The organism is Pseudarthrobacter sp. C4D7 (assembly GCF_013359725.1).
GTDB lineage: Bacteria > Actinomycetota > Actinomycetes > Actinomycetales > Micrococcaceae > Arthrobacter.
On sequence record NZ_JABFMW010000019.1, the window covers coordinates 30,121 to 51,563 of the forward strand.

At 66.6% G+C, this 21,443-nt stretch carries 20 protein-coding genes and 1 pseudogene; 7 read left to right on the forward strand and 14 right to left on the reverse strand.

The genetic code is table 11. The features are described 5' to 3' along the window. Positions 1 to 1,414, reverse strand: a 1,414-nt coding sequence (locus HNO81_RS13685; protein ID WP_254703474.1) for a S8 family serine peptidase, incomplete at its 3' end; no start/stop codon positions are given. Between the two features lie 165 nt (positions 1,415 to 1,579). Continuing rightward, a complete protein-coding gene (locus tag HNO81_RS13690; RefSeq protein ID WP_175318656.1) occupies positions 1,580 to 2,899 on the reverse strand; it encodes a GAF domain-containing protein in 1,320 nt (439 codons plus the stop codon). Positions 2,900 to 3,040: 141 nt separating this feature from the next. Between HNO81_RS13690 and HNO81_RS13695 the strand changes: the two genes are divergently transcribed. The 5 genes from HNO81_RS13695 (at position 3,041) to HNO81_RS13715 (ending at position 11,333) form a co-directional block, all read left to right on the forward strand. Then, complete coding sequence (locus tag HNO81_RS13695; RefSeq protein ID WP_175318657.1) at positions 3,041 to 4,831, forward strand: NAD(P)/FAD-dependent oxidoreductase; 1,791 nt, start codon at positions 3,041 to 3,043, stop codon at positions 4,829 to 4,831. A gap of 24 nt (positions 4,832 to 4,855) precedes the next feature. Then, complete coding sequence (locus tag HNO81_RS13700) at positions 4,856 to 5,911, forward strand: 2,3-butanediol dehydrogenase (protein WP_175318658.1); 1,056 nt, start codon at positions 4,856 to 4,858, stop codon at positions 5,909 to 5,911. Between the two features lie 93 nt (positions 5,912 to 6,004). Further along, positions 6,005 to 6,727 carry a hypothetical protein gene (locus HNO81_RS20010; protein ID WP_217509424.1) on the forward strand — a complete coding sequence of 241 codons (723 nt, stop codon included), beginning with the start codon at positions 6,005 to 6,007 and terminating at the stop codon, positions 6,725 to 6,727. Positions 6,728 to 6,809: 82 nt separating this feature from the next. Further along, positions 6,810 to 9,530: a magnesium-translocating P-type ATPase gene (gene mgtA, locus HNO81_RS13710; protein WP_175318659.1), complete on the forward strand. Its 2,721-nt coding sequence runs from the start codon at positions 6,810 to 6,812 to the stop codon at positions 9,528 to 9,530. 123 nt (positions 9,531 to 9,653) lie between these two features. Continuing rightward, positions 9,654 to 11,333 (forward strand): GAF domain-containing sensor histidine kinase, encoded by a 1,680-nt coding sequence (locus tag HNO81_RS13715; RefSeq protein ID WP_175318660.1) that lies wholly within the window; start codon positions 9,654 to 9,656, stop codon positions 11,331 to 11,333. Positions 11,334 to 11,362: 29 nt separating this feature from the next. Here the strand turns inward: HNO81_RS13715 and HNO81_RS13720 are convergent, their stop codons facing one another. From HNO81_RS13720 to HNO81_RS13730, 3 genes are all read right to left on the reverse strand, one after another. Then, positions 11,363 to 12,049 (reverse strand): response regulator transcription factor, encoded by a 687-nt coding sequence (locus HNO81_RS13720; protein WP_175318661.1) that lies wholly within the window; start codon positions 12,047 to 12,049, stop codon positions 11,363 to 11,365. A gap of 90 nt (positions 12,050 to 12,139) precedes the next feature. Then, on the reverse strand, positions 12,140 to 12,463 hold the full coding sequence (locus HNO81_RS13725) for a hypothetical protein (protein WP_254703475.1): 324 nt from the start codon (positions 12,461 to 12,463) through the stop codon (positions 12,140 to 12,142). 24 nt (positions 12,464 to 12,487) lie between these two features. Next, positions 12,488 to 13,027 carry a hypothetical protein gene (locus tag HNO81_RS13730; RefSeq protein ID WP_175318662.1) on the reverse strand — a complete coding sequence of 180 codons (540 nt, stop codon included), beginning with the start codon at positions 13,025 to 13,027 and terminating at the stop codon, positions 12,488 to 12,490. Positions 13,028 to 13,347: 320 nt separating this feature from the next. Between HNO81_RS13730 and HNO81_RS13735 the strand changes: the two genes are divergently transcribed. Continuing rightward, positions 13,348 to 14,049 carry a hypothetical protein gene (locus HNO81_RS13735; RefSeq protein WP_175318663.1) on the forward strand — a complete coding sequence of 234 codons (702 nt, stop codon included), beginning with the start codon at positions 13,348 to 13,350 and terminating at the stop codon, positions 14,047 to 14,049. Between the two features lie 26 nt (positions 14,050 to 14,075). Here HNO81_RS13735 and HNO81_RS13740 read toward each other — a convergent pair whose 3' ends face one another. The 3 genes from HNO81_RS13740 to HNO81_RS13750 all read right to left on the reverse strand — a co-directional run bounded on the left by HNO81_RS13740 (position 14,076) and on the right by HNO81_RS13750 (position 16,810). Next, positions 14,076 to 14,984 (reverse strand): SRPBCC family protein, encoded by a 909-nt coding sequence (locus HNO81_RS13740; protein ID WP_175318664.1) that lies wholly within the window; start codon positions 14,982 to 14,984, stop codon positions 14,076 to 14,078. Between the two features lie 153 nt (positions 14,985 to 15,137). After that, on the reverse strand, positions 15,138 to 16,397 hold the full coding sequence (locus HNO81_RS13745; protein WP_175318665.1) for an NAD(P)/FAD-dependent oxidoreductase: 1,260 nt from the start codon (positions 16,395 to 16,397) through the stop codon (positions 15,138 to 15,140). Between the two features lie 2 nt (positions 16,398 to 16,399). Further along, complete coding sequence (locus HNO81_RS13750; protein WP_175318666.1) at positions 16,400 to 16,810, reverse strand: TfoX/Sxy family protein; 411 nt, start codon at positions 16,808 to 16,810, stop codon at positions 16,400 to 16,402. 362 nt (positions 16,811 to 17,172) lie between these two features. On the opposite strand from HNO81_RS13750, the gene HNO81_RS13755 reads away from it, so the two are divergent. Continuing rightward, a complete protein-coding gene (locus tag HNO81_RS13755) occupies positions 17,173 to 17,376 on the forward strand; it encodes a cold-shock protein (protein WP_015936345.1) in 204 nt (67 codons plus the stop codon). 249 nt (positions 17,377 to 17,625) lie between these two features. Here the strand turns inward: HNO81_RS13755 and HNO81_RS13760 are convergent, their stop codons facing one another. The 6 genes and pseudogenes from HNO81_RS13760 to HNO81_RS13775 form a co-directional block, all read right to left on the reverse strand. Then, positions 17,626 to 18,081: a hypothetical protein gene (locus tag HNO81_RS13760; protein WP_254703476.1), complete on the reverse strand. Its 456-nt coding sequence runs from the start codon at positions 18,079 to 18,081 to the stop codon at positions 17,626 to 17,628. Positions 18,082 to 18,290: 209 nt separating this feature from the next. Further along, a complete protein-coding gene (locus tag HNO81_RS13765) occupies positions 18,291 to 18,785 on the reverse strand; it encodes an RNA polymerase sigma factor (protein ID WP_371818265.1) in 495 nt (164 codons plus the stop codon). Between the two features lie 272 nt (positions 18,786 to 19,057). After that, the gene (locus tag HNO81_RS13770) at positions 19,058 to 19,870 is read right to left on the reverse strand and encodes an IS3 family transposase (protein ID WP_254703477.1); all 813 of its coding nucleotides are present in this window, start codon (positions 19,868 to 19,870) and stop codon (positions 19,058 to 19,060) included. 38 nt (positions 19,871 to 19,908) lie between these two features. Continuing rightward, complete coding sequence (locus HNO81_RS20015; RefSeq protein ID WP_217509425.1) at positions 19,909 to 20,235, reverse strand: helix-turn-helix domain-containing protein; 327 nt, start codon at positions 20,233 to 20,235, stop codon at positions 19,909 to 19,911. A 60-nt stretch (positions 20,236 to 20,295) separates the two neighbouring features. After that, a pseudogene (locus HNO81_RS20450) lies at positions 20,296 to 20,397 on the reverse strand (hypothetical protein); the annotation flags it as partial. Between the two features lie 216 nt (positions 20,398 to 20,613). Beyond that, positions 20,614 to 21,348, reverse strand: coding sequence for a FadR/GntR family transcriptional regulator (locus HNO81_RS13775; RefSeq protein WP_175318668.1), 735 nt, complete (start codon positions 21,346 to 21,348; stop codon positions 20,614 to 20,616). Between the last annotated feature and the right edge of the window lie 95 nt (positions 21,349 to 21,443).

Consider the following 21,443-nt stretch of genomic DNA (forward strand, 5'->3'; position numbering starts at 1 on the left):
GTTTGCCGTCTCCGGTGAGGTCGCCTGCTGCGCTGATGGCGGTCATGACGTTCCAGCCGGGTCCGACGTTGATGCGCCAGCCGAATTGTCCGTTGCCGAGGCCGGGGTAGGTCCACAGGTTGCCGTCCGCGTCGCGGGCAACAAGGTCAGCCTTGTGGTCGCTGGTGAAGTCCCTCGCCGTTGGCGCCGTTGCCGGGGGACCGGTATAGAGCAGGCGGTTGGGGGTTCCGGCCGAGGGGTTGCTGATGGCTCCCTGCGTGGCCGCGGACGTGAGTTCCGCTGCCACCGCGGCGGGCGTCTGCTGCGGGTTCCGCGACAGGACCAGAGCCGCGGCACCGGCAACGTGGGGAGAGGCCATGGACGTGCCGCTCAACGTGGCGGTTGACGTGGCGGAGGTGTCCCAGTCGGACGCGATGCCCACGCCCGGCGCGTAGAGGTCAACGCAGCTGCCGTAGTTCGAGAACGGTGCCTGCCGGTCCGAGGAATCGCTGGCGGCAACCGTCAGGGCTTCGGGGACCCGTGCAGGGGAAATGGTGCAGGCGTCCACAGCGGCATTTCCGGCAGCCACCACGGTGGTCACGCCGTCGTTGACGAGGGCCTTGATGGCATCATCCAGCATGGCGCTGCTGGCGCCGCCGATGCTGAGGTTGGCTACCGCCGGCGCGCCGGCGGCATGCTGGGACGCAACCCAGTCAAGCCCCGCGATGACGTCCGAGTCATATCCAGACCCGTCGCATCCGAGGGCCCGGACCGGAACCACGGTGGCTGCCTTGGCCACGCCATAGGTTTGCCCGGCGATGATCCCGGCGACGTGCGTGCCGTGGCCATTGCAGTCGCTGCTGCCTTTGCCGTCGGCGATGGCCGTCCAGCCCGCCGCAACCCGGCCGCCGAAGTCGGTGTTCCCGGCCATGACGCCGGTATCGATCACATAGGCCCTGACGCCGGCGCCACTGGAGGTGGGGGTGAAGGTGCCTGACAACGGGAGCGCGCGCTGGTCGATCCGGTCCAGGCCCCACGTCGGTGACTGCTGGGTGCCGGACACCGAAACCGGCAAATCCGGTTCAACCAGCGCAACCCGGGGTGAACGGGCCAGTGCGGCCGCCTGGGCTTTGGTGGCGGTGACGGCCGCTCCCCGCACGGCTGCGGAGAAGGTCCTGCCGATACGCACGCCCTGCCACGGAAGAGACTGCGCCTCGGTGGAAACGTCCGCGCCCGTGGCAAACCGGACCAGGTAGCGGCCCTCGTCGCTATTCAGGGGGCTGGCGGCCTGCGCTCTCGTGTCCACCGTGGGCGGGGGCGGCGGAGCGGGTGCCACCGAGGGCACTGTTGCCGAGGCCGGCGCCGCCAGCATGAGGGCAACCGCTGCTGCCAGCATCGCGGCGGCGGAGCCCCGCAGTCGAGTGGACAGTGACATAGTGGCCTCCTGGTGACCGGTCCGCCCGGGAAGCCCCGGCTGAGTCCGGGGGCCCGTCTCCAGCGCAGGTTTCGGGCCTGGGCAGCCGGACGGTGTGACGCCGGTCATTGTACAGTTCCCCGGTGACAGCAGGGCAGGATCCTTCCGCCGGGGCGCCGGGTGGACTCAGCCAGCGGGGCAGGACGCCCGGAAAGACAGGTACCGCGGATCGCTGCGTCCCACCAGCCGGCCCAGGGCCTCGACAGCCAGCGGATCACCAGCCCCCATGTCCGTGGCAAGCCACCGGGCCAGCAGCGAAGCGTCCCCGCTGGCCCGCACCGCCGATCCAACGGCCAGGTCCAGCTGGTCCCGCAGCAGCTGCACGGCCAGCGCAACCGACCGGTTCAGCAGGGGTGCCCGGTACGCGTCCAGTGCTTCGGCCACAAGCCCGTCCCGCAGCAACCGCAGCACGTTTCCGGAATCGGAGCGTCCCGCGAGGGCAGGGGCCAGGCGGTACGGGTTGGACTCCACGGACCCACCCAGCAGGGACCGCACCCGGAACATTTCGGTCCGGATGGCCTGCGGGGTTCCGGCGTCCCCATGCAGCTCATAAGCAAGCTCCTCCGCGGACCAGCCCTGCGAGCGCGAATCCAGCAGCGCCAGGATTTCCGCCCGGCGCAGGGTCAGCGGTGTGCGGCTGCCGTCCGCGAACACCGCCGCGGGCTTGTCGCCAAGCAGCTCCAGCGAGTCCACCGCCGTGGACCGGACGGGGGCGGGCGCGGGCCGCCGCGGCGCACGCCCGGACGAGGCGCCCAAGGACGAGGCAGCCAGGGAAGAAGAGGCACCCGGGAAAGCGCCGGCGTCGGGCGTTCCCAGAATTGCCTCCGCCACCCGGACGGCGCACCGCACCATCCGCAGGGTGTCCGCGCTGATAGTGTCCAGCGGGCCGGAGACGTCCAGGACACCCAGCACCCGTCCGGTGGCCGGATCCGTGATGGGGGCGGCGGTGCAGGCCCACTCGTGGTGCGTGCGGACCAGGTGCTCGGCGGAGAACAGCTGCACGGCGCCGCCGGTCACCAGGGCCTCGCTGATGGCATTGGTGCCGATCCCGGCCTCGGACCAGTCAGCGCCTTCAGAGAACTCCAGCGTGTCGGCACGCCGAAGCACGGCCGGGCTGCCCACCCGCCACAGGATCTCGCCGCTGGCATCGGTAAGCACCAGCAGGTGGCGGCCGGACCGGGAATCATCGGCCAGCAGATCGTTGAGGGCGGGCATGACCTGCTGCAGCCGGTGGCCCCGCCGCAGCTCCAGGACCTCGGTCACGTCATGCAGGTGCCGCGGGCTGTGCTGGTCCGGGCTGATGCCCAGGGCCATGGAGCGGTGCCACGAATCAACCAGGCTGGTGGGGATCTCGGGCCGCGGGACACCGGAAATGACCAGTTCGTGGGCACGCCGCAACGTGCGCGCGTACCGTGCCGGGTCCGAGAACTTCAGCCCGTGGTCCACTTTTTCCTCCTCGCAGCCGGCATCCTTGCCGGATCCGTGTAACGCCGCTGTTACCCCCACCGGGATCCAATGGTGATGCAGCTCACGCCCGCCCCAGCATATCGGGCAGGCGGAGCGCATGGAACGCACAAAGGAGTGGAGATGACCCAAACACCCACGGCTGCCGCACAGGCCTGGCTTGCCGGGCTGGATGATGCGCTGCAGCGGCGCGACGTGGACGCCGCGCTGGAGCTCTTCGAAGACGAATGCTACTGGCGGGATTTCGTGGCGTTCACCTGGAACCTCAAGACCCTCGAATGCAAGGCGGACATCCGCCGCATGCTGGCGGCCACCCTGGACCACGTACAGCCGGCCAACTGGGCACTCTCGGAGGATGCCACCGGGGACGCGGAGAACGTGGAAGCCTGGATTACCTTTGAAACCGGTGCCGCCCGCGGCTACGGCCACCTCCGGCTGCGGAACGGCAAATGCTGGACGCTGCTGACCACCATGCAGGAACTGAAAGGCTTCGAGGAAAAGAAGGGCCCCCGGCGCGAGCAGGGCGTGGCCCACGAAATCGTCCGCGGCCGCCGGTCCTGGAAGGAACTCAAAGAGGAGCAGGAGGCGCGGCTCGGCTACGAGGAGCAGCCCTACTGCGTGATCATCGGCGGCGGCCAGGGCGGCATCGGCCTGGCCGCCCGGCTCAAGCGGCTGGGCGTGCCCACCATCATCGTCGAGAAGAACCAGAACCCCGGCGACTCCTGGCGCAACCGCTACAAGTCCCTGCACCTGCACGACCCCGTCTGGTACGACCACCTGCCCTACCTGAAGTTCCCGGACGACTGGCCCGTCTTCGCCGCCAAGGACAAGATCGGCGACTGGCTGGAGCACTACACCCGCATCATGGAGCTGAACTACTGGTCCGGCACCGAGTGCGTGGGGGCCGCGTACGACGACGGCACCCAGGAATGGACGGTCAACGTCCTTCGCAACGGCGAACCAGTGACCCTCCGGCCCAGGCAGCTCATTTTCGCCCTGGGCGTTTCCGGCTACCCGAACATCCCCACGTTCGATGGCGCCGAGTCCTTCCTGGGCGAGCAGCGCCACTCCTCCCAGCACCCGGGCGGCGGAGACTGGACGGGCAAGAAAGCCGTGGTGATCGGCTCCAACAACTCCGCCCACGACATCTGCGCAGACCTCTGGGAGCACGGCGCCGACGTCACCATGGTCCAGCGCTCCTCCACCCACATCGCGCGCAGCGAATCCCTGATGGACCTGGCGCTGGGCGACCTGTACTCGGAGCGGGCGCTCGCAGCCGGGGTGACCACGGAAAAAGCCGACCTGCTGTTCGCCTCCCTGCCCATGCGCGTCCTGCCCGGTGCACAGGTGACGGTGTACCAGGAGATGGCCTCCCGGGACGCGGAGTTCTACTCCCAGCTGGAGGCCGCCGGGTTCAGCCTGGACTTCGGTGTGGACGGCTCCGGCTTGTTCGTGAAGTACCTGCGGCGCGGCTCCGGCTACTACATCGACGTCGGCGCCTCCCAGCTGATCATCGACGGCCGGGTAAAGCTGAAGAACGGGCAGGTCACCAAGATCACCGGCAACGCCGTGGTGATGGATGACGGCACCGAACTGGAAGCGGACCTGATTGTCTATGCCACCGGCTACGGTTCCATGAACGGCTGGCTGGCGGACCTGGTCTCGCCCGAGATCGCGGACCGTGTGGGCAAATGCTGGGGATACGGTTCAGACACGCCAAAAGACCCTGGTCCGTGGGAAGGGGAGCTGCGCAATATGTGGAAGCCCACCAACGTGCCCAACCTCTGGATCCATGGCGGCAACCTGCACCAGAGCCGGCACTACTCGGCTTACCTGGCGCTGCAGCTGAAGGCCCGGATGGAAGGACTCGACACGCCCGTCTACGAACTGCAGCCCAGCCACCACACCCGCTAACCGCGTTCACAGCATGGAGGAATCATGAAGGCAGCACGTTTCCACGCCCGCCAGGACATCCGGATCGAGGACATCCCGGAACCGGAGCTGCGGGCGGGGGCGGTGAAGATCGACGTCGCGTGGTGCGGCATCTGCGGCACGGACCTGCACGAGTTCCTGGAGGGGCCCATCTTCTGTCCCGCGCCCGGCCACCCGCACCCGCTCTCCCACGAGGAATCCCCGGTGACCCTGGGGCACGAATTCTCCGGGACTGTCTCCGAGGTCGGCGACGGCGTGGAGGGGCTGGCAGTGGGTGACAACGTCGTCGTCGAACCCTACTTCGTGGACGGGACCTGCGACATGTGCCAGGCGGGCAGCTACCACCTGTGCCGGCAGATGGGATTCATCGGGCTCTCCGGCGGCGGGGGAGGGCTGAGCGAGAAGATCGTGGTGGACGCGCGGTGGGTGCACCCCATCGGGGATATCCCGCTGGACGAGGCAGCGTTGATCGAGCCGCTGTCCGTAGCGCACCACGCGGTGGCGCGCAGCGGCGTCAAGGCTGGCGACGTTGCGCTGGTGGGCGGGTCCGGGCCGATCGGGCTGCTCACCGCGGCGGTCCTCAAAGGCATGGGTGTCACCACGATCATCAGTGAGCTCACCCAGGCCCGCAAGGAGAAGGCCACCTCCAGCGGCGTGGCGGACCACGTCCTGGACCCCAGCCAGGACGACGTCCCGGCGCGGGTGCGTGAACTCACCGGCGGCACCGGGGCGGACGTCGCCTTCGAATGCGCCGGCGTGAACGCCGTCCTGGACACCATGCTGGACGCCGTCCGGCCCGGCGCGGTGGTGGTGAACGTGTCCATCTGGGGCGCGCCCGCCACCGTGGACATGCAGAAGCTGGTGCTGAAGGAGATCGACCTGCGCGGCACCATCGCCTACGTCCGCGACCACCCCGCGGTGATCAAAATGGTGCAGGAGGGCAAGGTGGACCTCAAACCGTTCATCACCGGCCGGATCGCGCTGGAGGACCTGGTGGAGCAGGGCTTCGACACCCTCATCAACCACAAGGACACCGCGGTGAAGGTGCTGGTGCATCCTTGAGTGCTCGGACTTTAGTCCCTGTTCTGGAGTAACCCCCGGGCGTAGCTTGGGTGTGGGTCCCACAGCCGCGGGGCCCACATCCAAGGGGGCACCATGACCAAGCCCAGGCTTTCGGCACTCAGCGTTCTCGGGCTCAGCGGCCTGCTGGTCCTCACCGCCTGCTTCGGCCCACCGGCGCCGGGCCCCACCACCAGTTCCGCGGCCCCCAGCCCCACGGCCAGCGCCAGTCCCAGTACGACGGCGGGCGGCACCACAACGGCCACCCCGACGTCGCCGGGCAGCACCTCAGCCGCGCCCACCACCCAGGCCCCCACGCCGCCGTCGTCCGCTCCGCCGTCGTCCGCTCCGGCAAGTCCGCCGCCCACGCAGGAACCAAGCCAGGAGCCCGCCCCGACCGGCCTGCCCGAGCAGGTGGCCCCGCTGACCGTCTACTACGTGGCGGTGGGCGACGGCGGCATCTCGGGGCCCAGGATCGGCTGCGGTGACAGCCTGGTGGCCACCACCACGGCACCCGTCCGATTCACTGACCAGGTAGGTCCCAGCGTCAGGACCCTGCTGGCCAACAAGAGCCGTGACCTGGGCGAATCCGGGCTGATCAACGCGCTGTACCAGTCGAACCTGGCCTACCTTGGCGGCGAGCTGAACGGCAGCACCATCAGCATCTGGCTCTCCGGGCAGTTCATGCTGGGCGGCGTCTGCGACATCCCGCGGGCCAAGGCTCAGCTGGAATACACGGCCATGGCCGCCTCCGGTGCCACCAGCGCGCAGGTGTTCGTCAACGGCCGGCCGATCGATGAGGTGCTCAGCCTGAAGTAGCAGTCCACGGTGGAATGCCGCCGCCGTCGTACCCTTGGCGTAGGTTAAAGCCACGAAGCCCGCGCGTCCGGAACGGATCGGCATGACAGACGTGAACGTCCGGGAGCCCAGCTCCCTCCAGCTGGCCATCACGGACGCCGCGGGACTGACGGCGGAACAGGCGCTGGCACGCCTGGGGTCCGGGCCGGACGGCCTGACCGGGGAGGAAGCGGCGGCCCGCCTGGAGCGGCTGGGCCCCAACGCCGTCCGCACACACCGTGCCAACGCCTGGGCCGTGCTGGGGCGGCAGCTCGCCAGTCCCATCCTCCTGCTCCTGATCGTCACCGCCGGGCTCTCCCTCTTCCTCGGCGACGCCACCAACTCCATCGTCATCGGCGTGATCCTGCTGGTCAGCGTGGGCCTGGGCTTCGCCAACGAATACCGCGCGGAGCTCGCCTCGGAGGCCCTGCACTCCCGTGTTACCCACCTTGCTGCCGTCCAGCGCGACGGAACCACCACGGAAGTGGACGTCACCGCCCTGGTGCCCGGCGACGTCGTGCATCTTTCCCTCGGCGCGATCGTCCCGGCGGACATCCGCCTCCTCACCACCAACAACCTCCTCTGCGACGAAAGCATCCTCACGGGGGAGTCCCAGCCCGCCGCCAAGGACCCAGCCCCCGTGCCCGCCGGCGCCACCCTTGCGGACCTTGCCTCCTGCGTGTTCATGGGCACCGTGGTCCAGTCCGGCGGCTGCAGCGGCGTGGTGGTGGCCACCGGCGGCCGCGCCGAGTTCGGGCGGATCGCGCTCGGCCTGGGCGAACGGCAGCCGCAAACCGAGTTCCAGCTGGGCCTCAAACGGTTCTCGTTCCTGCTGCTGCAGGTGGCCGTGGTGCTCACGTCGCTGATCTTCGTCGCCAACCTGCTGCTGCAGCGGCCCCTGCTGGAATCGCTGCTCTTCTCCCTGGCCATTGCGGTGGGCATCACCCCGCAGCTGTTGCCCGCCGTCGTCAGCACCAGCCTGGCCACCGGAACCCGCCAGCTGGCCAAGCGGAAAGTCCTGGTCAAGCGGCTGGTGTGCATCGAGGACCTGGGGGACATGGACATCCTGGTCACGGACAAGACCGGAACCCTTACCGAAGGGAAGATCAGCTTCACGCGCGCGCTTCCCGCCGCGGCCGGAATGTCCGACGACGGCCTGGTCACCCTGGGCCTTTTGGCCACCGAGGCAAACTACGCCGGCGCCAGAACCTCCTCCGCCGGCCAGAACCCGCTGGACGCCGCGCTGTGGGAGAGTCCCGGTGCCACGGCGTTTGATCCGGCCCGGTTCAAGCGGCTGGACCTGATCGGCTTCGACCACCAGCGGCGCCGCACCACGGCCCTGGTCAGTGACGCCGGCGGGCCCGCACTGCTGGTGACCAAGGGTGCCCCGGAGGACGTCCTGGCCCTGTGCGGGCCCATCGCTCCGGCAGCGCAGGCCCTGCTGGATGAACAGTTCGACGCCGGCGCCCGGGTGGTTGCGGTGGCCACCCGGGCGGTTCCCGGGCTGGCCCGGCTGACGCCCGCCGAAGAGCACGGCCTCACCCTGGCCGGGTTCCTGGTGTTCCTGGACCGGCCCAAAGCCAACGCCCGGCAGTCGCTGGATCGGCTGGAGGCGCTGGGCATCTCGGTGAAACTGGCAACCGGGGACAATGCCAAGGTGGCGGAGCGGGTGTGCGCGGACCTGGACGTGATCTCCGGCGGCACGCTGACCGGCGCCGAGGTTGAAGGAATGTCCGACGCCGAGCTGGCCGCCGCCGCGCGGACGGCCACCATTTTCGCCCGCGTCTCGCCGGAACAAAAGGCGCGGATCATCACCCTCCTGCGGCAAAGCGGCGGGGCCGTGGGATTCATGGGCGACGGCGTGAACGACGCCCTGGCACTGCACAAGGCGGACATCGGCATCTCCGTCGATACCGCAACCGACGTTGCCAAGGACGCGGCCGACGTCGTCCTCCTGGACAAGGACCTGGGAGTCCTGGCGGACGGTGTAATGGAGGGGCGGCGGATTTTCGCCAACACCATCAAATACGTGCTGATGGGAACATCCAGCAACTTCGGCAACATGTTCAGCGCGGCCACGGCCTCGGTGGTGCTTAGTTTCCTGCCCATGCTGCCGGGCCAGATCCTGCTGAACAACCTGCTCTACGACTCCGGGCAACTCGCCATCCCGGGGGACCGCGTGGACAAGGAGCAGCTGAGGGCGCCCTCGCACTGGAACATCGCCTTCATCCGCCGGTTCATGCTCCTCTTCGGGCCCATCAGCTCGCTGTTCGACTTCGCCACGTTCGCCCTCATGCTGTTCGTCTTCACCGCAGCGCCAGGGGAATTCCGGGCCGGATGGTTCATCGAATCCATCGCCACCCAGACGCTGATCATCTTCGCCATCCGTACCCGGCGGGTGCCGTTCCTGCGCAGCCGGCCATCCGCGGGCCTGCTCGCCGCGTCCCTGGGAGTGGTGGCATTGGGGATCTTCCTGCCGCTCTCGCCGCTGGCCGGGGTACTGGGTTTCGACCCCCTGGCGGTGCCCTTCTTCCTCGCCCTGCTGGGCATGGTGGTGGTGTACCTGGTGCTGGTGGAGCTCGCCAAACAGTGGTTCTTTGCCCGGGATGCCCAGCAGGTACCGGCTGCGCCGGCGCCTGTTCGTCGCCGGCATGCCACCCACCACATTTCCCGGCGCGCGTTCCGGTTCAGCATCCCCGTCCGGGTCACCCCGCTTGGGATGCCTGCTGCCAGTGGGCGCAGGCGGCGGAAGGCGCAGGCGGGAGCAGGGGACACCCGTCCGTAACCGATAAGGCGCCCGGCGCCGGGGGTTGTTAGCATGGTGAAAAGAGACGCTGGGGGCTTTCAAAAATCGGATCCGGGGTGATGCAGCCCGCCGTGGATGCGTTCGATTTCGGAGCGTTTTTACATGTGGCGTGAACCAATTAGGCGGCGGACCCGGGAACTCCTGCGGGAGTTCGTTGAGCGGGCGGATGATCTTGTGCGGGCGCAGGAACATGTTGAGGGGCTGCTCGGCGCAGTGGTCTCCATGACAGAGGACCTGAGCCTGGAGGCAGTACTGGATCGGCTGGTGCAATCGGCGTGCGAACTGGTGGGGGCGCGGTACGGCGCGCTGGGCGTCATTGGCGACGACCAGCAGCTCAGCCACTTCATCACCGTGGGCATCGACGAAGAAGGTGCCCGTGTCATCGGCGATCTCCCTACCGGCCACGGCGTGCTGGGCGAGCTGATCCGCGAACCCAAGCCGTTGCGGCTACATGACCTGGGCGAGCACCCTATCGCGGTGGGGTTTCCCGCCAGCCACCCGCCCATGAGCACCTTCCTGGGCGTACCGGTCCGGGTCCGGAACGAGGTCTTCGGCAACCTCTACCTGACGGAAAAGATCGGCGGGCAGGATTTCTCCGGTGAGGATGAAGACCTCGCCGTTGCCCTGGCCGCGGCCGCGGGCGTGGCCATCCAAAACGCAAAACTGTTTGAGGACAGCAAGCGCCGCCAGCGGTGGCTGGAAGCCGGCATGGACGTCAGTGACCGGCTCAAGGACCAGCCGCGGTCCGATACCGAGAACCTGGACATGATTGCCGAGCGCGCCCTCAACGCCTCTGACTCGGTCCTGTCCCTGATTGCCTCGGTGGGGCCGGACGGAACCATCAGGTGCCGGACCTCCGTAGGTGCCCAGGCGATGCCCGGCGGCCAGGAACTGCCCGCTGCGGCCATGCTGTCCGAAGTGCTGGAAACCGGCGACTCCCGGGTCCTGGCCGATCCCCTCCTGGTGTTCGACCCGACGTCGGCGGAGAAACTGGGCCCGGTCCTGGTGGCTGCCCTGGGCAGCAACAGCGTCGGCCACCGCGACAGTGTCCTGGTGCTGGCCCGGGCTGTTGGCGGGGCACGGTACACGGACGTGGATGTGGAGCAAAGCGCCGTCTTCGCCTCCCGGATAGGCCTGACGCTGGACCTGCTCAAAGCGAACCAGTTGCGCGAGGAACACGCGCTGTTCATCGACCGGGAGCGGATCGCGGCAGACCTCCACGACCTGGTGATCCAGCGGCTCTTCGCCGCCGGGTTGAGCATCCAGGGCCTGCGCCGCTACACCGCGGATCCGGCTGCGCACGAGCGGCGCATCGCCGGGATCACTTCGGAACTGGACGACTGCATCCACCAGCTCCGCGACACCATCTACTCCCTCCAGGCGCGCGAACCCGGTAAGGAACTCCTCAGCGGGCGGCTGCTGCGCGCCGTGCAGGAAGCGGCCAACGCCGCCGGGTTCGTCCCCAGGGTCCAGCTTTCGGGACCGGTGGACGATGTGGTGGGCGATGAGGTGGCCGAACAACTGCTGCGGGTGCTCTACGAAAGCGTCAGCAACGCCGTGCGGCACTCCGGCTCCGAGGACATCTCCATTCTCCTCGCCGCCCAGGAAGGAGAGGTGGTCCTCACCGTCCGCGACACCGGACGCGGTTTCAAGGACCCGCAGCGGGTCAGCGGCTTGACCAACATGAAGAACCGGGCCACCCGCCTGGGCGGGGAGTGCATCATCCACAGCGTCCCCGGCAAGGGCACCAGCGTGACGTGGCGGGCGCCGGTAGGCGGTTGACGGGACTTTCCCCGCTGACGGGATCTGTCTCAGTGCAGCAACTGCCATGCCCTGGGAATGGGGGCCGGAAGCAGGTGGCCCCGGCGGCGGAAGCCCAGTTTGTGGAGCACGGAGGACACCGTGGCGGCGACGTCGGCGTCCGGCAGCAGCATCTCGCTTCCGATCTGCGGATTGGTCAGGCCCCGGGCCATGAGGGCCAGCACGTTCCGTTCCGTGCGGGTCATTGCCTTAAGCCAGGGAGCGGAAGCGGTGGCGTACAGGCTTTCGGCCACCCGGTCCCGGAGGCCCGGGCCAATCGGGGGAATGCCGGCGGCGGTGCTGCGGATGCAGTTGATCAGTGCGTCGTTGTCTCCGATCCGCTTGAGCACATACCCTGACGCGCCGGCCAGGACCGCGGCCCGCACTGCGTGCTGTTCATCCCACCCGGTGAGGATGAGGCAGCGCACGTCGGGCGCGGTGGAGCGCAGGTCGCGGCACACCTCGATGCCGGTGCCGTCCGGCAGCCTATCGTCCAGCACCACGATGTCCGGCTGCAGGATGTGGATCAGGCGGCGTGCCTCCGTGGCGGATCCACTTTCGCCAACCACATCGAAGCCAACGTGTTCCAGCAGGTCGCCAAGGCCCCTGCGGACCATTTCGTGGTCGTTAAGGATGAAGACCCGGATGGGTTGGACGGGCGACCAGGCCTCGCCGGGGGGTTCTGCACGTGTATTCATGGAGATGCTCTCATCGGTTCGATGCCCTTCCCAACTGCCCTTTCCCTGCAGTCGCCCCTCCGGAAGGAACCCCATTAAATCATTCGGCACTTAGGGCCAATCAATACCCAGCGCAGTGCCGGCAGAAGCCGGAACCTTCCGGGGGGCGCTGCAGACGGCGCAAACCGTGCTGTGTTCGGGACCAGTCACCCACTGATGGGACTCTTCCAGCCGGTATTCGTAACGGCCGCCGAGTTTCTGGAGCCGGTTCAGGGCAACGCTGGCGGTTTCCCAGGACCTCCAGCGGCCCACCACTCCGCCGCTGTCCTTGGAAATGACGTTGCACCCGCCGTGTCCCAGTTCGGCGTTGTGGTCCAGGCCGCCCGGCGGTTCGTTGCCGGCGTGTACGGCCCTGTATTCATCCAGTGTTGCCATCGTCCGTACCTCCGGGGTGCTGGCTCAGGCGGCGTGCTGGTGCGGGCGGGCGAGGAACACTTCGAGCGCCTGGAGCGTGTCGACGGCGTCCTGGACAGCCTCATTGCGGTGCCGGTGCAGCCGGTGCAGCAGGTCTCCGTTGTACTGCAGGCGGCGGCGGGCAGTGTTGACGGTGCGGACGGCGTGGTCCAGGTCTTCCGGACGGCGTGGCAGGGCGCCGGTCATGCACTGGAGCGAAGCAAGGGCAACAGCGAGGACATTGGCGTCCATCTGCCGCCCGGTTGCCCGGTGCCGGCGCAGCTGGGAGGCCAGGCCATCCCAGATCTCCTGGGCTGCTGCCCGGGCCACCTCGGTCCGGGCCTCGTTGGCGGACAAGCCCCGGTCCCGGAACTCCTTGAACAGCGGGTCGAACCGGCGGGCCCGCTCTTCGGCCTGCTTGATGCCGTCATCGGCGGGCGCTGCTGCCGGGGTGACGTTGGACGGGTGGAGGAGCATGCCACGGCGGCGTGCGGCGGCTGCCTGGGGCAGGGGAGCGGGACGGAAGGTGAGGATGTCTGCGGACATGGCGGCCCTTTCAGGATCCAGCCGGCGGGGAGCGGCTGCACGACGGCGGCATTCCTTGACGGAGCCTCCGGCGGAAAGTCACGGGTTCAGCTATTGAAAGCCGTCCGGCCCCGCAGTGTGGGGACCCGGACGGGTGCCCTACAAGGATGCCAAGCAGCCTGTGCCCGCTATAGGGCTGAAGGTCCCGTCCTCAACACGGGACTTCGGCGCTGCCCTGCAGCGGGCGGGGGCTTTGTGCCCTGTTTCAGGGCCCGGGCCGGACCTAGCCTGAACATGAGCAGCGCGGTGGACGGCCGCCTGCCGGAAACGGGAGGCACTCGGTGAAATCGGCAAACGCAAGCATCACCGCAGGCGTGGTCCTCATTGTTCTGGGCGGGCTGCTGCTCCTCGACCGTTTCGGCGTCATGGACACAGCCGCCTTCGTGGCGCCGCTGATCTTCGCGTCAGTAGGCGTCCTGTTCCTCTCGCTGTTCGTCCGGCGCCGGGAAAACTGGTGGGCAGCCATCCCCGGGTCGGTGTTCCTGGGCCTGGCCGCGGTGACCACCGCCACACAGCTCACCGGAGGTGCCTGGGGCGCAGCCTTCCTGTTTCTTTTCATGGGCGCCGGGTTCGGGGCTGTCTTTGTGCGGGAGCGGGGCAATTGGTGGGCGCTGATCCCGTCCGGTGTCATGTTCACCCTCGCGGTCATTGTGGCCCTTCCACAGGAACTGCAGGGCACGCCCACAGCCGCTGTCCTCTTCCTGGGCCTGGCAGCAACCTTTGGTGTGCTGTCCCTCATCCCGGTCCGCGTCGAGGACGCCAGCGGGCATACGGAGCGGATGAAGTGGCCGCTGATTCCGGCCGGCATCCTCGCCGTCATGGGCCTGATCTTCGTCCTGCAGGCCATGGCGGTGCTCATTGCCGCGGACTTCGCCTTCCCCGCCGTCATGATCCTGGCGGGGCTCGCCCTGATGGTCTACGCCTTCCGTTCCCACCGCGGCGGCGGGCAGAAGGCACACAGCCCCGGACCCCGGGCAGGCTGACGCTTCAGGCTGCCCGGCAAACAGCCTCATGACGTACCGGTGCTGCCCTCTGCCCTCGCCTTGATAGCGGCCAGTTGTTCTGCCTGGCCGTGCTCGGACATCTTGATGATGAGCGCATCCACCGCAGCCTCCGCCATGTTCCGCGGGAAGGTGTCGGACCGGATGACCAGCCGCGTTCCACCGTCCTCGGGCGTTACCTCCACCCGGAAAACGGGGCCCAAGGCCGCTTTGGACGCGAAGTGGCTGTTCTGCACGTATTCGATGTATTCGTGGGTGGTTTTGAGTGGAATGCCCAGGACCTTCCACGCCGCGTGGAACGTGGTCCCCACACCCTCAGGGGTGGTCACCAGCTCCGAGATCTGCACGTCCGGGCCCAGCCAGACCCGCGGATCCTTGACCACATCGAACACGGTCTCCACGGGGGCGGCAATGCTGACGCTGTCGGAGGAGGTCAGCGTTTGGGTGAACGTCGCTTCGCTTGCGTGCGGAACTGCCTTCTTTCCGCCCTCCACCAGGCTTTTGACGTTGGCCACCATGCCCTTGATGTCGTCTTCGTTCACCCGGGTGAACAGCGCCTGGGCGGGAACCCGGACCACGGGCACGGCAATTTCCAGGGCGGATTCAACGGCCAGTTCCGTGGCTCCGCCATCGGCCGGTTCCAGCGAAAAAGTGATGACTGGGCCTACGGACGCCTTGGACACAATGCGCTTGTTGGGGATCACTTCCCGGTACTCGTGGGTCACGTGCAGGGGAATGCCCCACGCCTTGGCGGACCAGCGCGCAGACGTTCCCACGCCGTCGGGCTTGATGTCCAGGTCCGTGACTTCGCTGTCTCCAGGGAAGGCGGTCATCCAGTTTGTGGGGTCGCTCAGGAACCTGAAAACCGTATCCACGGGAGCCTTGATCACCGTGCTCTGGCGGATGGTCCTGGTCATGTCCTTCTCCTTCCCGGCAGGTCCGGCAGTGGCGCCGCGCCCCTTCCAGTGCACTCCCCGGGGCACGGCAGGAACAGAGGAAAAGGTCCCAGCAGCCGTGCGGCCGCGGCTGACCAGTGCGCAAGGAGCCACCCTGCGGCCTGCTCCGGCCGGTCAGCCGCGCGCCGCCAGGTGCTCCGCTACCTCGCGGGCATCCGGTCCCACACCGGCCAGGGTGGCGGAGATGTGCCGGGTAAGCCAGGGAAGTCCCACGGCATACAGGCCAGGGATTTCCGTGACGCCGCGGGTGTGCCGCGGGTAGCTCCACTCATCAAGGATGGGGAAGTCCAGCATGCTGAAATCGAGCCGGTAGCCGGTGCACCAGATGACCGAGGTGATGCCCTCCGCCTCCAGGTCCAGGCGTGCCCCGGACTCCGGCGGGAGCCAGTGGTCCTCCACAGGCTCCTCCGGGGCGGGTGCCTCCAGGCGGGCCGCGGCAATCAGGGCGTCGGCGAGGCGCTGCAGCCGCTGGCTGAAGCCCGCCTCCACCAGCGCGAGGCGCTGGGGGAGGTCGTCCGTGAACGCGAGTACGCCCTGGTCCGCCCCCTCAAACCTGCCGTGCAGCCGTACGCCCCGCTGTCCCAGCCCGCGCAGCCGGACACTGTGCCCGCCCTCGGTGCCGGACAACAGGGGATTGCACTGGAACCGGGCTGCGGGCGAGGGGAGCGCACCCACCTGGAGTGCCCCGATGCCGTACTCCGGGCCGTGCAGGTTGACCTGGACAATCCAGTGGAAAATGTCCTGGCCCCGGTACCGGCGGGGCGCCTCCGGGCAGGTGGACACGGACAAGTGAACGGTCCGCCCGGCGTCGAGCAGGTCTTCGGTGATCTGGCCGCCGGACTGCCCGGTGCCCACTACCAGGACGGCTCCGTCGGGGAGCTGGGCGGGGTTGCGGTAGTCATGGCTGTGAAGCTGCAGGACGTGGGGAGGAAGCACGACGGCGGGCGGCACCTTTGGCAGCTGGAAGGCGCCATTGGCCAGGACCACGTTCCTGGCCCGCCAGGTATGCGTGCCGGTCTCCACCGCGAAGCCGCCGCCGTCCCCCTGCGCGATCCGCGTGACATCCGTTCCGAGCTGCACGGGGGCGGAAATCCGGCGCGCATAATCCCTGAAGAGGTCCACCACCTCGTCGCGGGAAATGAAGCCGTCCGGGTCCGGCCCCGTGTACGGCCGGCCGGGAAGCCCCAGGCCGAAATTGGGCGTGTTCAGGTAGAACGAGTCCCACCGGTCCTGCCAGGCCCCGCCCAGGGCGTCCCGCCGTTCGAGCAGCACGTGCTCCACGCCATGCCGGCCCAGCCAGTAACTGGCCGCCAGCCCGGCCTGTCCGGCACCGACCACCAGGGTGTGGGTGTCCTCCCCGGCCACTGCTGGCATGGCTACGTCGCCGCCCCTGCACGTGTCCGGTGAGCGGCGGCACGGGGCCGGGGCTCCCTGGGCGCTTTGGGCGGCAGGGAGGCAACGTAAGCCAGTGCCTTTTCCGCCCATGCCCGCGCCCGGGTGTCGTCGCCGTCGCCCTCTTCATTCCACATGTCCGGCAGTCCGGTGTAGCCTCCCATGGGCCTCTCCGCCGGGCCGAACGGGACGGTCCGTTCGGATGATTCAAGCACCTGCCTGTCCTCAGGCGAGAGTTTGACCCCGATGGTGGATCCGAACAGCCCGGCGAACATGTTGCCGTTGATGAACGCGCCGAGGTTGCCGAACATCGGCTTGACCACCACGCCGGAATGGCTGGGTACAACGCGGCGGAACCGCTCTTTTTCTTCCTCGGTGGCCTTGGGCATGTCCATGGCTTGATCTCCCGGTGACAGGGTTTCCTCAGGATCTGGATGCAGGATATGCCTGTTGGCAGCCGCCGTCGAGGGTCTTTGTGCCGGGCGCCGCAGGTGCCGGGATGCCGTTGGTGCGGCGGGGGCCTCCGGCGTTGCGGGGCGACTCGGCGGGGGTAGTAAATGGCCGGACAGGCGCTTAATTAGGCGTGGGCCGGATCTCCTGTAGTGTAGAACCTGTTGTTGTGTTTATGCAGTTGGTAGTTCAGGCAGTACGCACGGTCGAAAGCCCGTGTTCTTCTGAAGTAGCGGTCTTTGAACACCCCACGCCGGAGGGCCCGAAAGTCGGGACGTTCCCTCCACCTTCACGAAGGACAAAAATAATGGCTACTGGTACCGTCAAATGGTTTAACGCTGAAAAGGGCTTCGGCTTCATCTCCCCGGACGACTCCTCGCAGGACGTGTTCGCACACTACTCCGCGATCAACTCCTCCGGCTTCCGCTCCCTCGAAGAGAACCAGAAGGTTTCCTTCGACACCGAGCAGGGCCCCAAGGGTCCCCAGGCCACCAACATCCAGGCTCTCTAATTTCCTAGAGACCCGGGGCCGTTAGGTTTCCAAAAAGCAGGGCCTGCCGATTTTGAACTGGTCCCCGAAAGTTGGACTCGTAAATGTGCGAGCTCCACTTTAGCGGCTGGCGTCGGCTGTTCGAAGAAGTCCCCGTCCCACTCGGACGGGGACTTCTTCGTTAAACTCTTGCGCGTTTAGGGGTCGGGTCCTTTACGGCGCGATGAACGCTGCAGGCTAGCTGCTTCTCATGGCGAGCCTATGGCTGTATCAATTGTTGTTGCGGACGAGAAAGTTCGGCGCCTGTCGGCTCCAGCCGGCCTCGTTCTTCACTGATTCCAAGCTGCTCTCTGCAGCCGCAGGAACCACCAACCAGCCTGCCTCAGTTCTATCCGGGGACTCGATTTTGAGGCCGTAGGACTCGAAGCTCTTCAACAGGGTGCATCCCAGCGATTTGCTTTCCCCTCGGGCATCGACGGGAATCATGCAGATCGTCTTGCCGGCAGCGGCGCCATTTATGGTCTTTTCCGGGGCGGGGGCACCGTAGTACCTGATCGTTGCGCTGTGTCCCAGGAGCCTGGTCTGTGTCGGATCAATACCCGTATTGGCTAGAACCGGCAGGGCTCCGGCAGGCAGCTTATCCACTTCCTGCTGAGCCCTGGTCAGTGATCCGATGATTCTCGAAGCGTCTTCCGATCGGTCCTCGGGCGTCAGAGCCAGTGCCAACGCACCAAGAACTAACCCACCAGCGAGAGCGCCGGCGCCGATTCGCAGACCCAGTCGTTTCCGAGTGCTTGCTGATGAATCTTGCGGTCGCAGGTGTTGAAAATGGGACCGCTGACCCGGAGCATGCTCGCGGTTCTTTACTGCCTCCGACATTTCTATTAGCTGCTGTCGGAGCGCATTACTGCGGTCAGTCTGAAACTGTTGCGGTCTCACCATGTTCTCCCCTCGTGAAGTGAATGATCCGTTCGTCGCTGGGGCGAGGTCAGTTTCCCGTACAAAGCACCGAGCCTGGTCTTCGCGCGGTGCAGGCGGGATTTCACGGTTCCCTCTGCAACACCGAGGGCCGCGGCAGCCTGCCGCAGGCTAAACCCCTCAATTACACACAAAGTGATTACGTCGCGATCCTGCACTTTGAGTCGCGAGAAAGCATCCCGCAAAGCCCTGGCCTCCGCTTCACGCTCCTCAGCATCAACAACTTCATCGGCGACATCCGCTGTCAGGGCCGGTGGCGGAAGCTGGTCCAAAAAGGCCCTGTAACGTCTTCGCTGGCGATTATGATTCCGGATCGTGTTACTTGCCGTGACCAGTAGCCAGGCAACTATGCTGCCGTTCACGATGCGCACGTACTCCCGCCGGCGCCAGGCTTCATAGAAGACGATGGCCGTCATGTCCTCCGCAGTATGGGCCGATCCAACGATCCGCATCGCATGCGTGAGCACCCTGTCCCGATGACGATCGAACAGGGCCCCGAATGCATCTCCATCACCGTTGACCGCGAGCAGCCACAAGGCCTCATCCGTGTCATCTGATCCCCCACTCATACTTCATAGTGTCCGGATCATCGGAATGGTTCCATCTTTTTTGTAAGAGAAGATGCTGAGGACAAATCAGGCTGCCGGCAGTCCCCATCAAGCTGCCGGAGGTCGACCCGCTCACCTGACTTGAAGTCGTCCCCTAGGGATGGCTGCGAGTGGACTTATGCCGCCAGCAGCTGAGCACGATACTGTACCGGGCTCAATCCCTTGAGCTTCGTGGAAATTCTTTTGGTGTTGTACCAGCGGATGTATTCGTGCAGCGCTGATGCGAGTGACTCGGTGTTGAGGAATCGGACCCGGTGGTAGAGCTCTTCCTTGAGGTGTCCGAAGAAGTTCTCCATGACCGCATTGTCGTAGCAGTTGGCTTTGCGGGACATCGATTGGATGGCGCCCGCATTCTGCAGGAGCAGGCGCCAGGACGTGTGCTGATACTGGAATCCCTGGTCGGAGTGCACGAGGGGTTTCTGTCCGTTTTCCAGCGTGGCCAAGGCGCCGCGCAGAGAGGTATTGGCCAACTCCAGGTTGGGCGAAGTGCCGATTGTGTAGGAGATGATCTGGCGGTCAAACAGATCCATGATCGGTGAGAGGTATAGCTTCCTGTCACCGACGCTGAACTCGGTCACATCGGTGACCCATTTCTGGTTTGGGGCATCCGCCTCAAACTGCCGCTTCAGCAGGTTTGGGGCCACAACGCCTTGCTCGCCTTGGTAGGAGTTGTACCGCTTCCTGCTCCGGACCTTACAGTCCAGACGCAGGGAACGCATCAGCTTCAGGACGCTCTTCTTGGCGACCCTCCACCCTTGCTTGCCCAGCTCAATGTGGATCCGGCGGTGCCCGTACCGGCCATGGTTCTTTGTGAAAATCTCCCTGATAACAGCCTTCAGGGATGCCCGCGGATCGGGGCCATTGAGTCGGGACTGGTGGTAGAAGAACGTGGACCGGGCTAACCCGGCTACGTCTAGGAGAACTTCCAACCGGTGCTCAGCCTTGAGGGCGATGACAGCGCGAACCTTTAGCGCCGTTCCCCGTCCCTCAAGGCGTTTACTTTTCCCAGGAAGGCCACCTCTGCGCGCAGGCGTTCGTTCTCGCGGCGCAGCCTCTGCAGCTCTGGTTCCGGCTGCGCGGGAACCTCCGGGTTCTTCCTTGGCCGGCCTTTTGGTTTCGGGCGCAGGCCTTCCTCGCCTTGAGCCCTATATTGCCCTGCCCACACTGTGATCAGGTGCGGCGACGACAGCTCAAGCTCCTTGGCTAGAGCTACCCTGTTCTCGCCGGAAATATAGCGCTGCACAGCATTGAGCTTGAACTCGAACGAGTACAGCCGCTTCACTGGTTTGGTCACAAGAGCAGTATCTCCGCGAACACGCCACCTGTCGTATAGGCGGAGGACTGCTTTCGTACCTACTCCAAGCTTTGTTGCGACAGCTCTGGTACCCCAACCGCGTTCAAACAGAGCCACTGCGGCCTCGCGCTGCTCTACAGATAACGAACTGCCCTTAACCATGAAACTGCTCCCCGAGAGTCAGAACTGAATTTTCAGTCCAACTTTCGGGGAGCAGTTCATTTTTCGGCAGGCCCTGCTTTTTTGTTAACCCACGCGCGGGGAGCGGCCGTAGTACGTTCCGGTGAGCACCCCCTGCCGCATAAGCGTCCCTTGGCCGCATAACCGGTGCCGGGCAGCAGCGGTTATGCGGGGAGCGGCCGGTTATGCCGCGGCGGCCTAGTGCAGGCCCATCGCTTCCCGCACCTCATCGAGGATGTGGTGCATGGCCCGCTCCGCCACGGCAGTATCGCCGCCGGCCACGGCAGCCGCCACATCCTCGTGCGCCTGCAGCGCCTGGGCCCGCGGCTTGAACGGCATGAGTCCCTGGCGGGTGCGGCTGGTCAGGACTTCCGCCACCATTGCCTCCAGCGCCCGGAACATTTCGTTGCCGCAGCTGCGCAGGAGCAGCTGGTGGAAGGCGATGTCCGCGGCAAGGAATGCCTCCAGGTCGCCCGCTTCACCCAGGCGGCGCAGGTCAGCGGCCAGGGACACCAGCTGTGCCCGCTCGGCGGCACTGGCCCGGCGGGCGGCGCCCGCGGCAGCGATGGGCTCGACGGCGATGCGCAGCTCGGTCAGGCTGCTGTACTGCTGGTCCCGCCGGTCCGAGGCCAGCCGCCACCGGACCAGTTTAGGGTCAAAGACATTCCACAGGGATGGATCCTGGACCACGATGCCCACGCGCCGGCGCGAATAGACCAGGTTCATCGATTCCAAAACCTTCATGGTGTCGCGGGCAACGGTGCGCGAGATACCGTAATCCTGTTGCAGTCCCTCAAGGGTGAGCCTGCCGCCGGGGGCCAGGCGCCCTGACGCGATGGCGATGCCCACCGCCTCGAGTACCCGTTCGTGCATGGCAGGGGAGGACCCGCCGTCGTGCGTTCCTTCGCCATCCTGGACTGTCGCCGTCGACATTCTTTCCCCGTTCGCTTACGCGCCGCTGCGCCTTCCAAGGATAGCCGGGATGACTCCAAAGGTATGACTTGTGACACGAATAGATAGCATCATTG

Bases quoted from the DNA above. Each gene is read 5' to 3' on its own strand.
- HNO81_RS13720 (WP_175318661.1), bottom strand. From the start codon at position 12,049: ATGAATACACGTGCAGAACCCCCCGGCGAGGCCTGGTCGCCCGTCCAA.
- mgtA (WP_175318659.1), top strand. From the start codon at position 6,810: ATGACAGACGTGAACGTCCGGGAGCCCAGCTCCCTCCAGCTGGCCATC.
- HNO81_RS13745 (WP_175318665.1), bottom strand. From the start codon at position 16,397: ATGCCAGCAGTGGCCGGGGAGGACACCCACACCCTGGTGGTCGGTGCC.
- HNO81_RS13775 (WP_175318668.1), bottom strand. From the start codon at position 21,348: ATGTCGACGGCGACAGTCCAGGATGGCGAAGGAACGCACGACGGCGGG.
- HNO81_RS13715 (WP_175318660.1), top strand. From the start codon at position 9,654: ATGTGGCGTGAACCAATTAGGCGGCGGACCCGGGAACTCCTGCGGGAG.
- HNO81_RS13695 (WP_175318657.1), top strand. From the start codon at position 3,041: ATGACCCAAACACCCACGGCTGCCGCACAGGCCTGGCTTGCCGGGCTG.
- HNO81_RS13750 (WP_175318666.1), bottom strand. From the start codon at position 16,810: ATGGACATGCCCAAGGCCACCGAGGAAGAAAAAGAGCGGTTCCGCCGC.
- HNO81_RS13730 (WP_175318662.1), bottom strand. From the start codon at position 13,027: ATGTCCGCAGACATCCTCACCTTCCGTCCCGCTCCCCTGCCCCAGGCA.
- HNO81_RS13700 (WP_175318658.1), top strand. From the start codon at position 4,856: ATGAAGGCAGCACGTTTCCACGCCCGCCAGGACATCCGGATCGAGGAC.
- HNO81_RS13755 (WP_015936345.1), top strand. From the start codon at position 17,173: ATGGCTACTGGTACCGTCAAATGGTTTAACGCTGAAAAGGGCTTCGGC.
- HNO81_RS20010 (WP_217509424.1), top strand. From the start codon at position 6,005: ATGACCAAGCCCAGGCTTTCGGCACTCAGCGTTCTCGGGCTCAGCGGC.
- HNO81_RS13740 (WP_175318664.1), bottom strand. From the start codon at position 14,984: ATGACCAGGACCATCCGCCAGAGCACGGTGATCAAGGCTCCCGTGGAT.
- HNO81_RS13765 (WP_371818265.1), bottom strand. From the start codon at position 18,785: ATGCGGATCGTTGGATCGGCCCATACTGCGGAGGACATGACGGCCATC.
- HNO81_RS13725 (WP_254703475.1), bottom strand. From the start codon at position 12,463: ATGGCAACACTGGATGAATACAGGGCCGTACACGCCGGCAACGAACCG.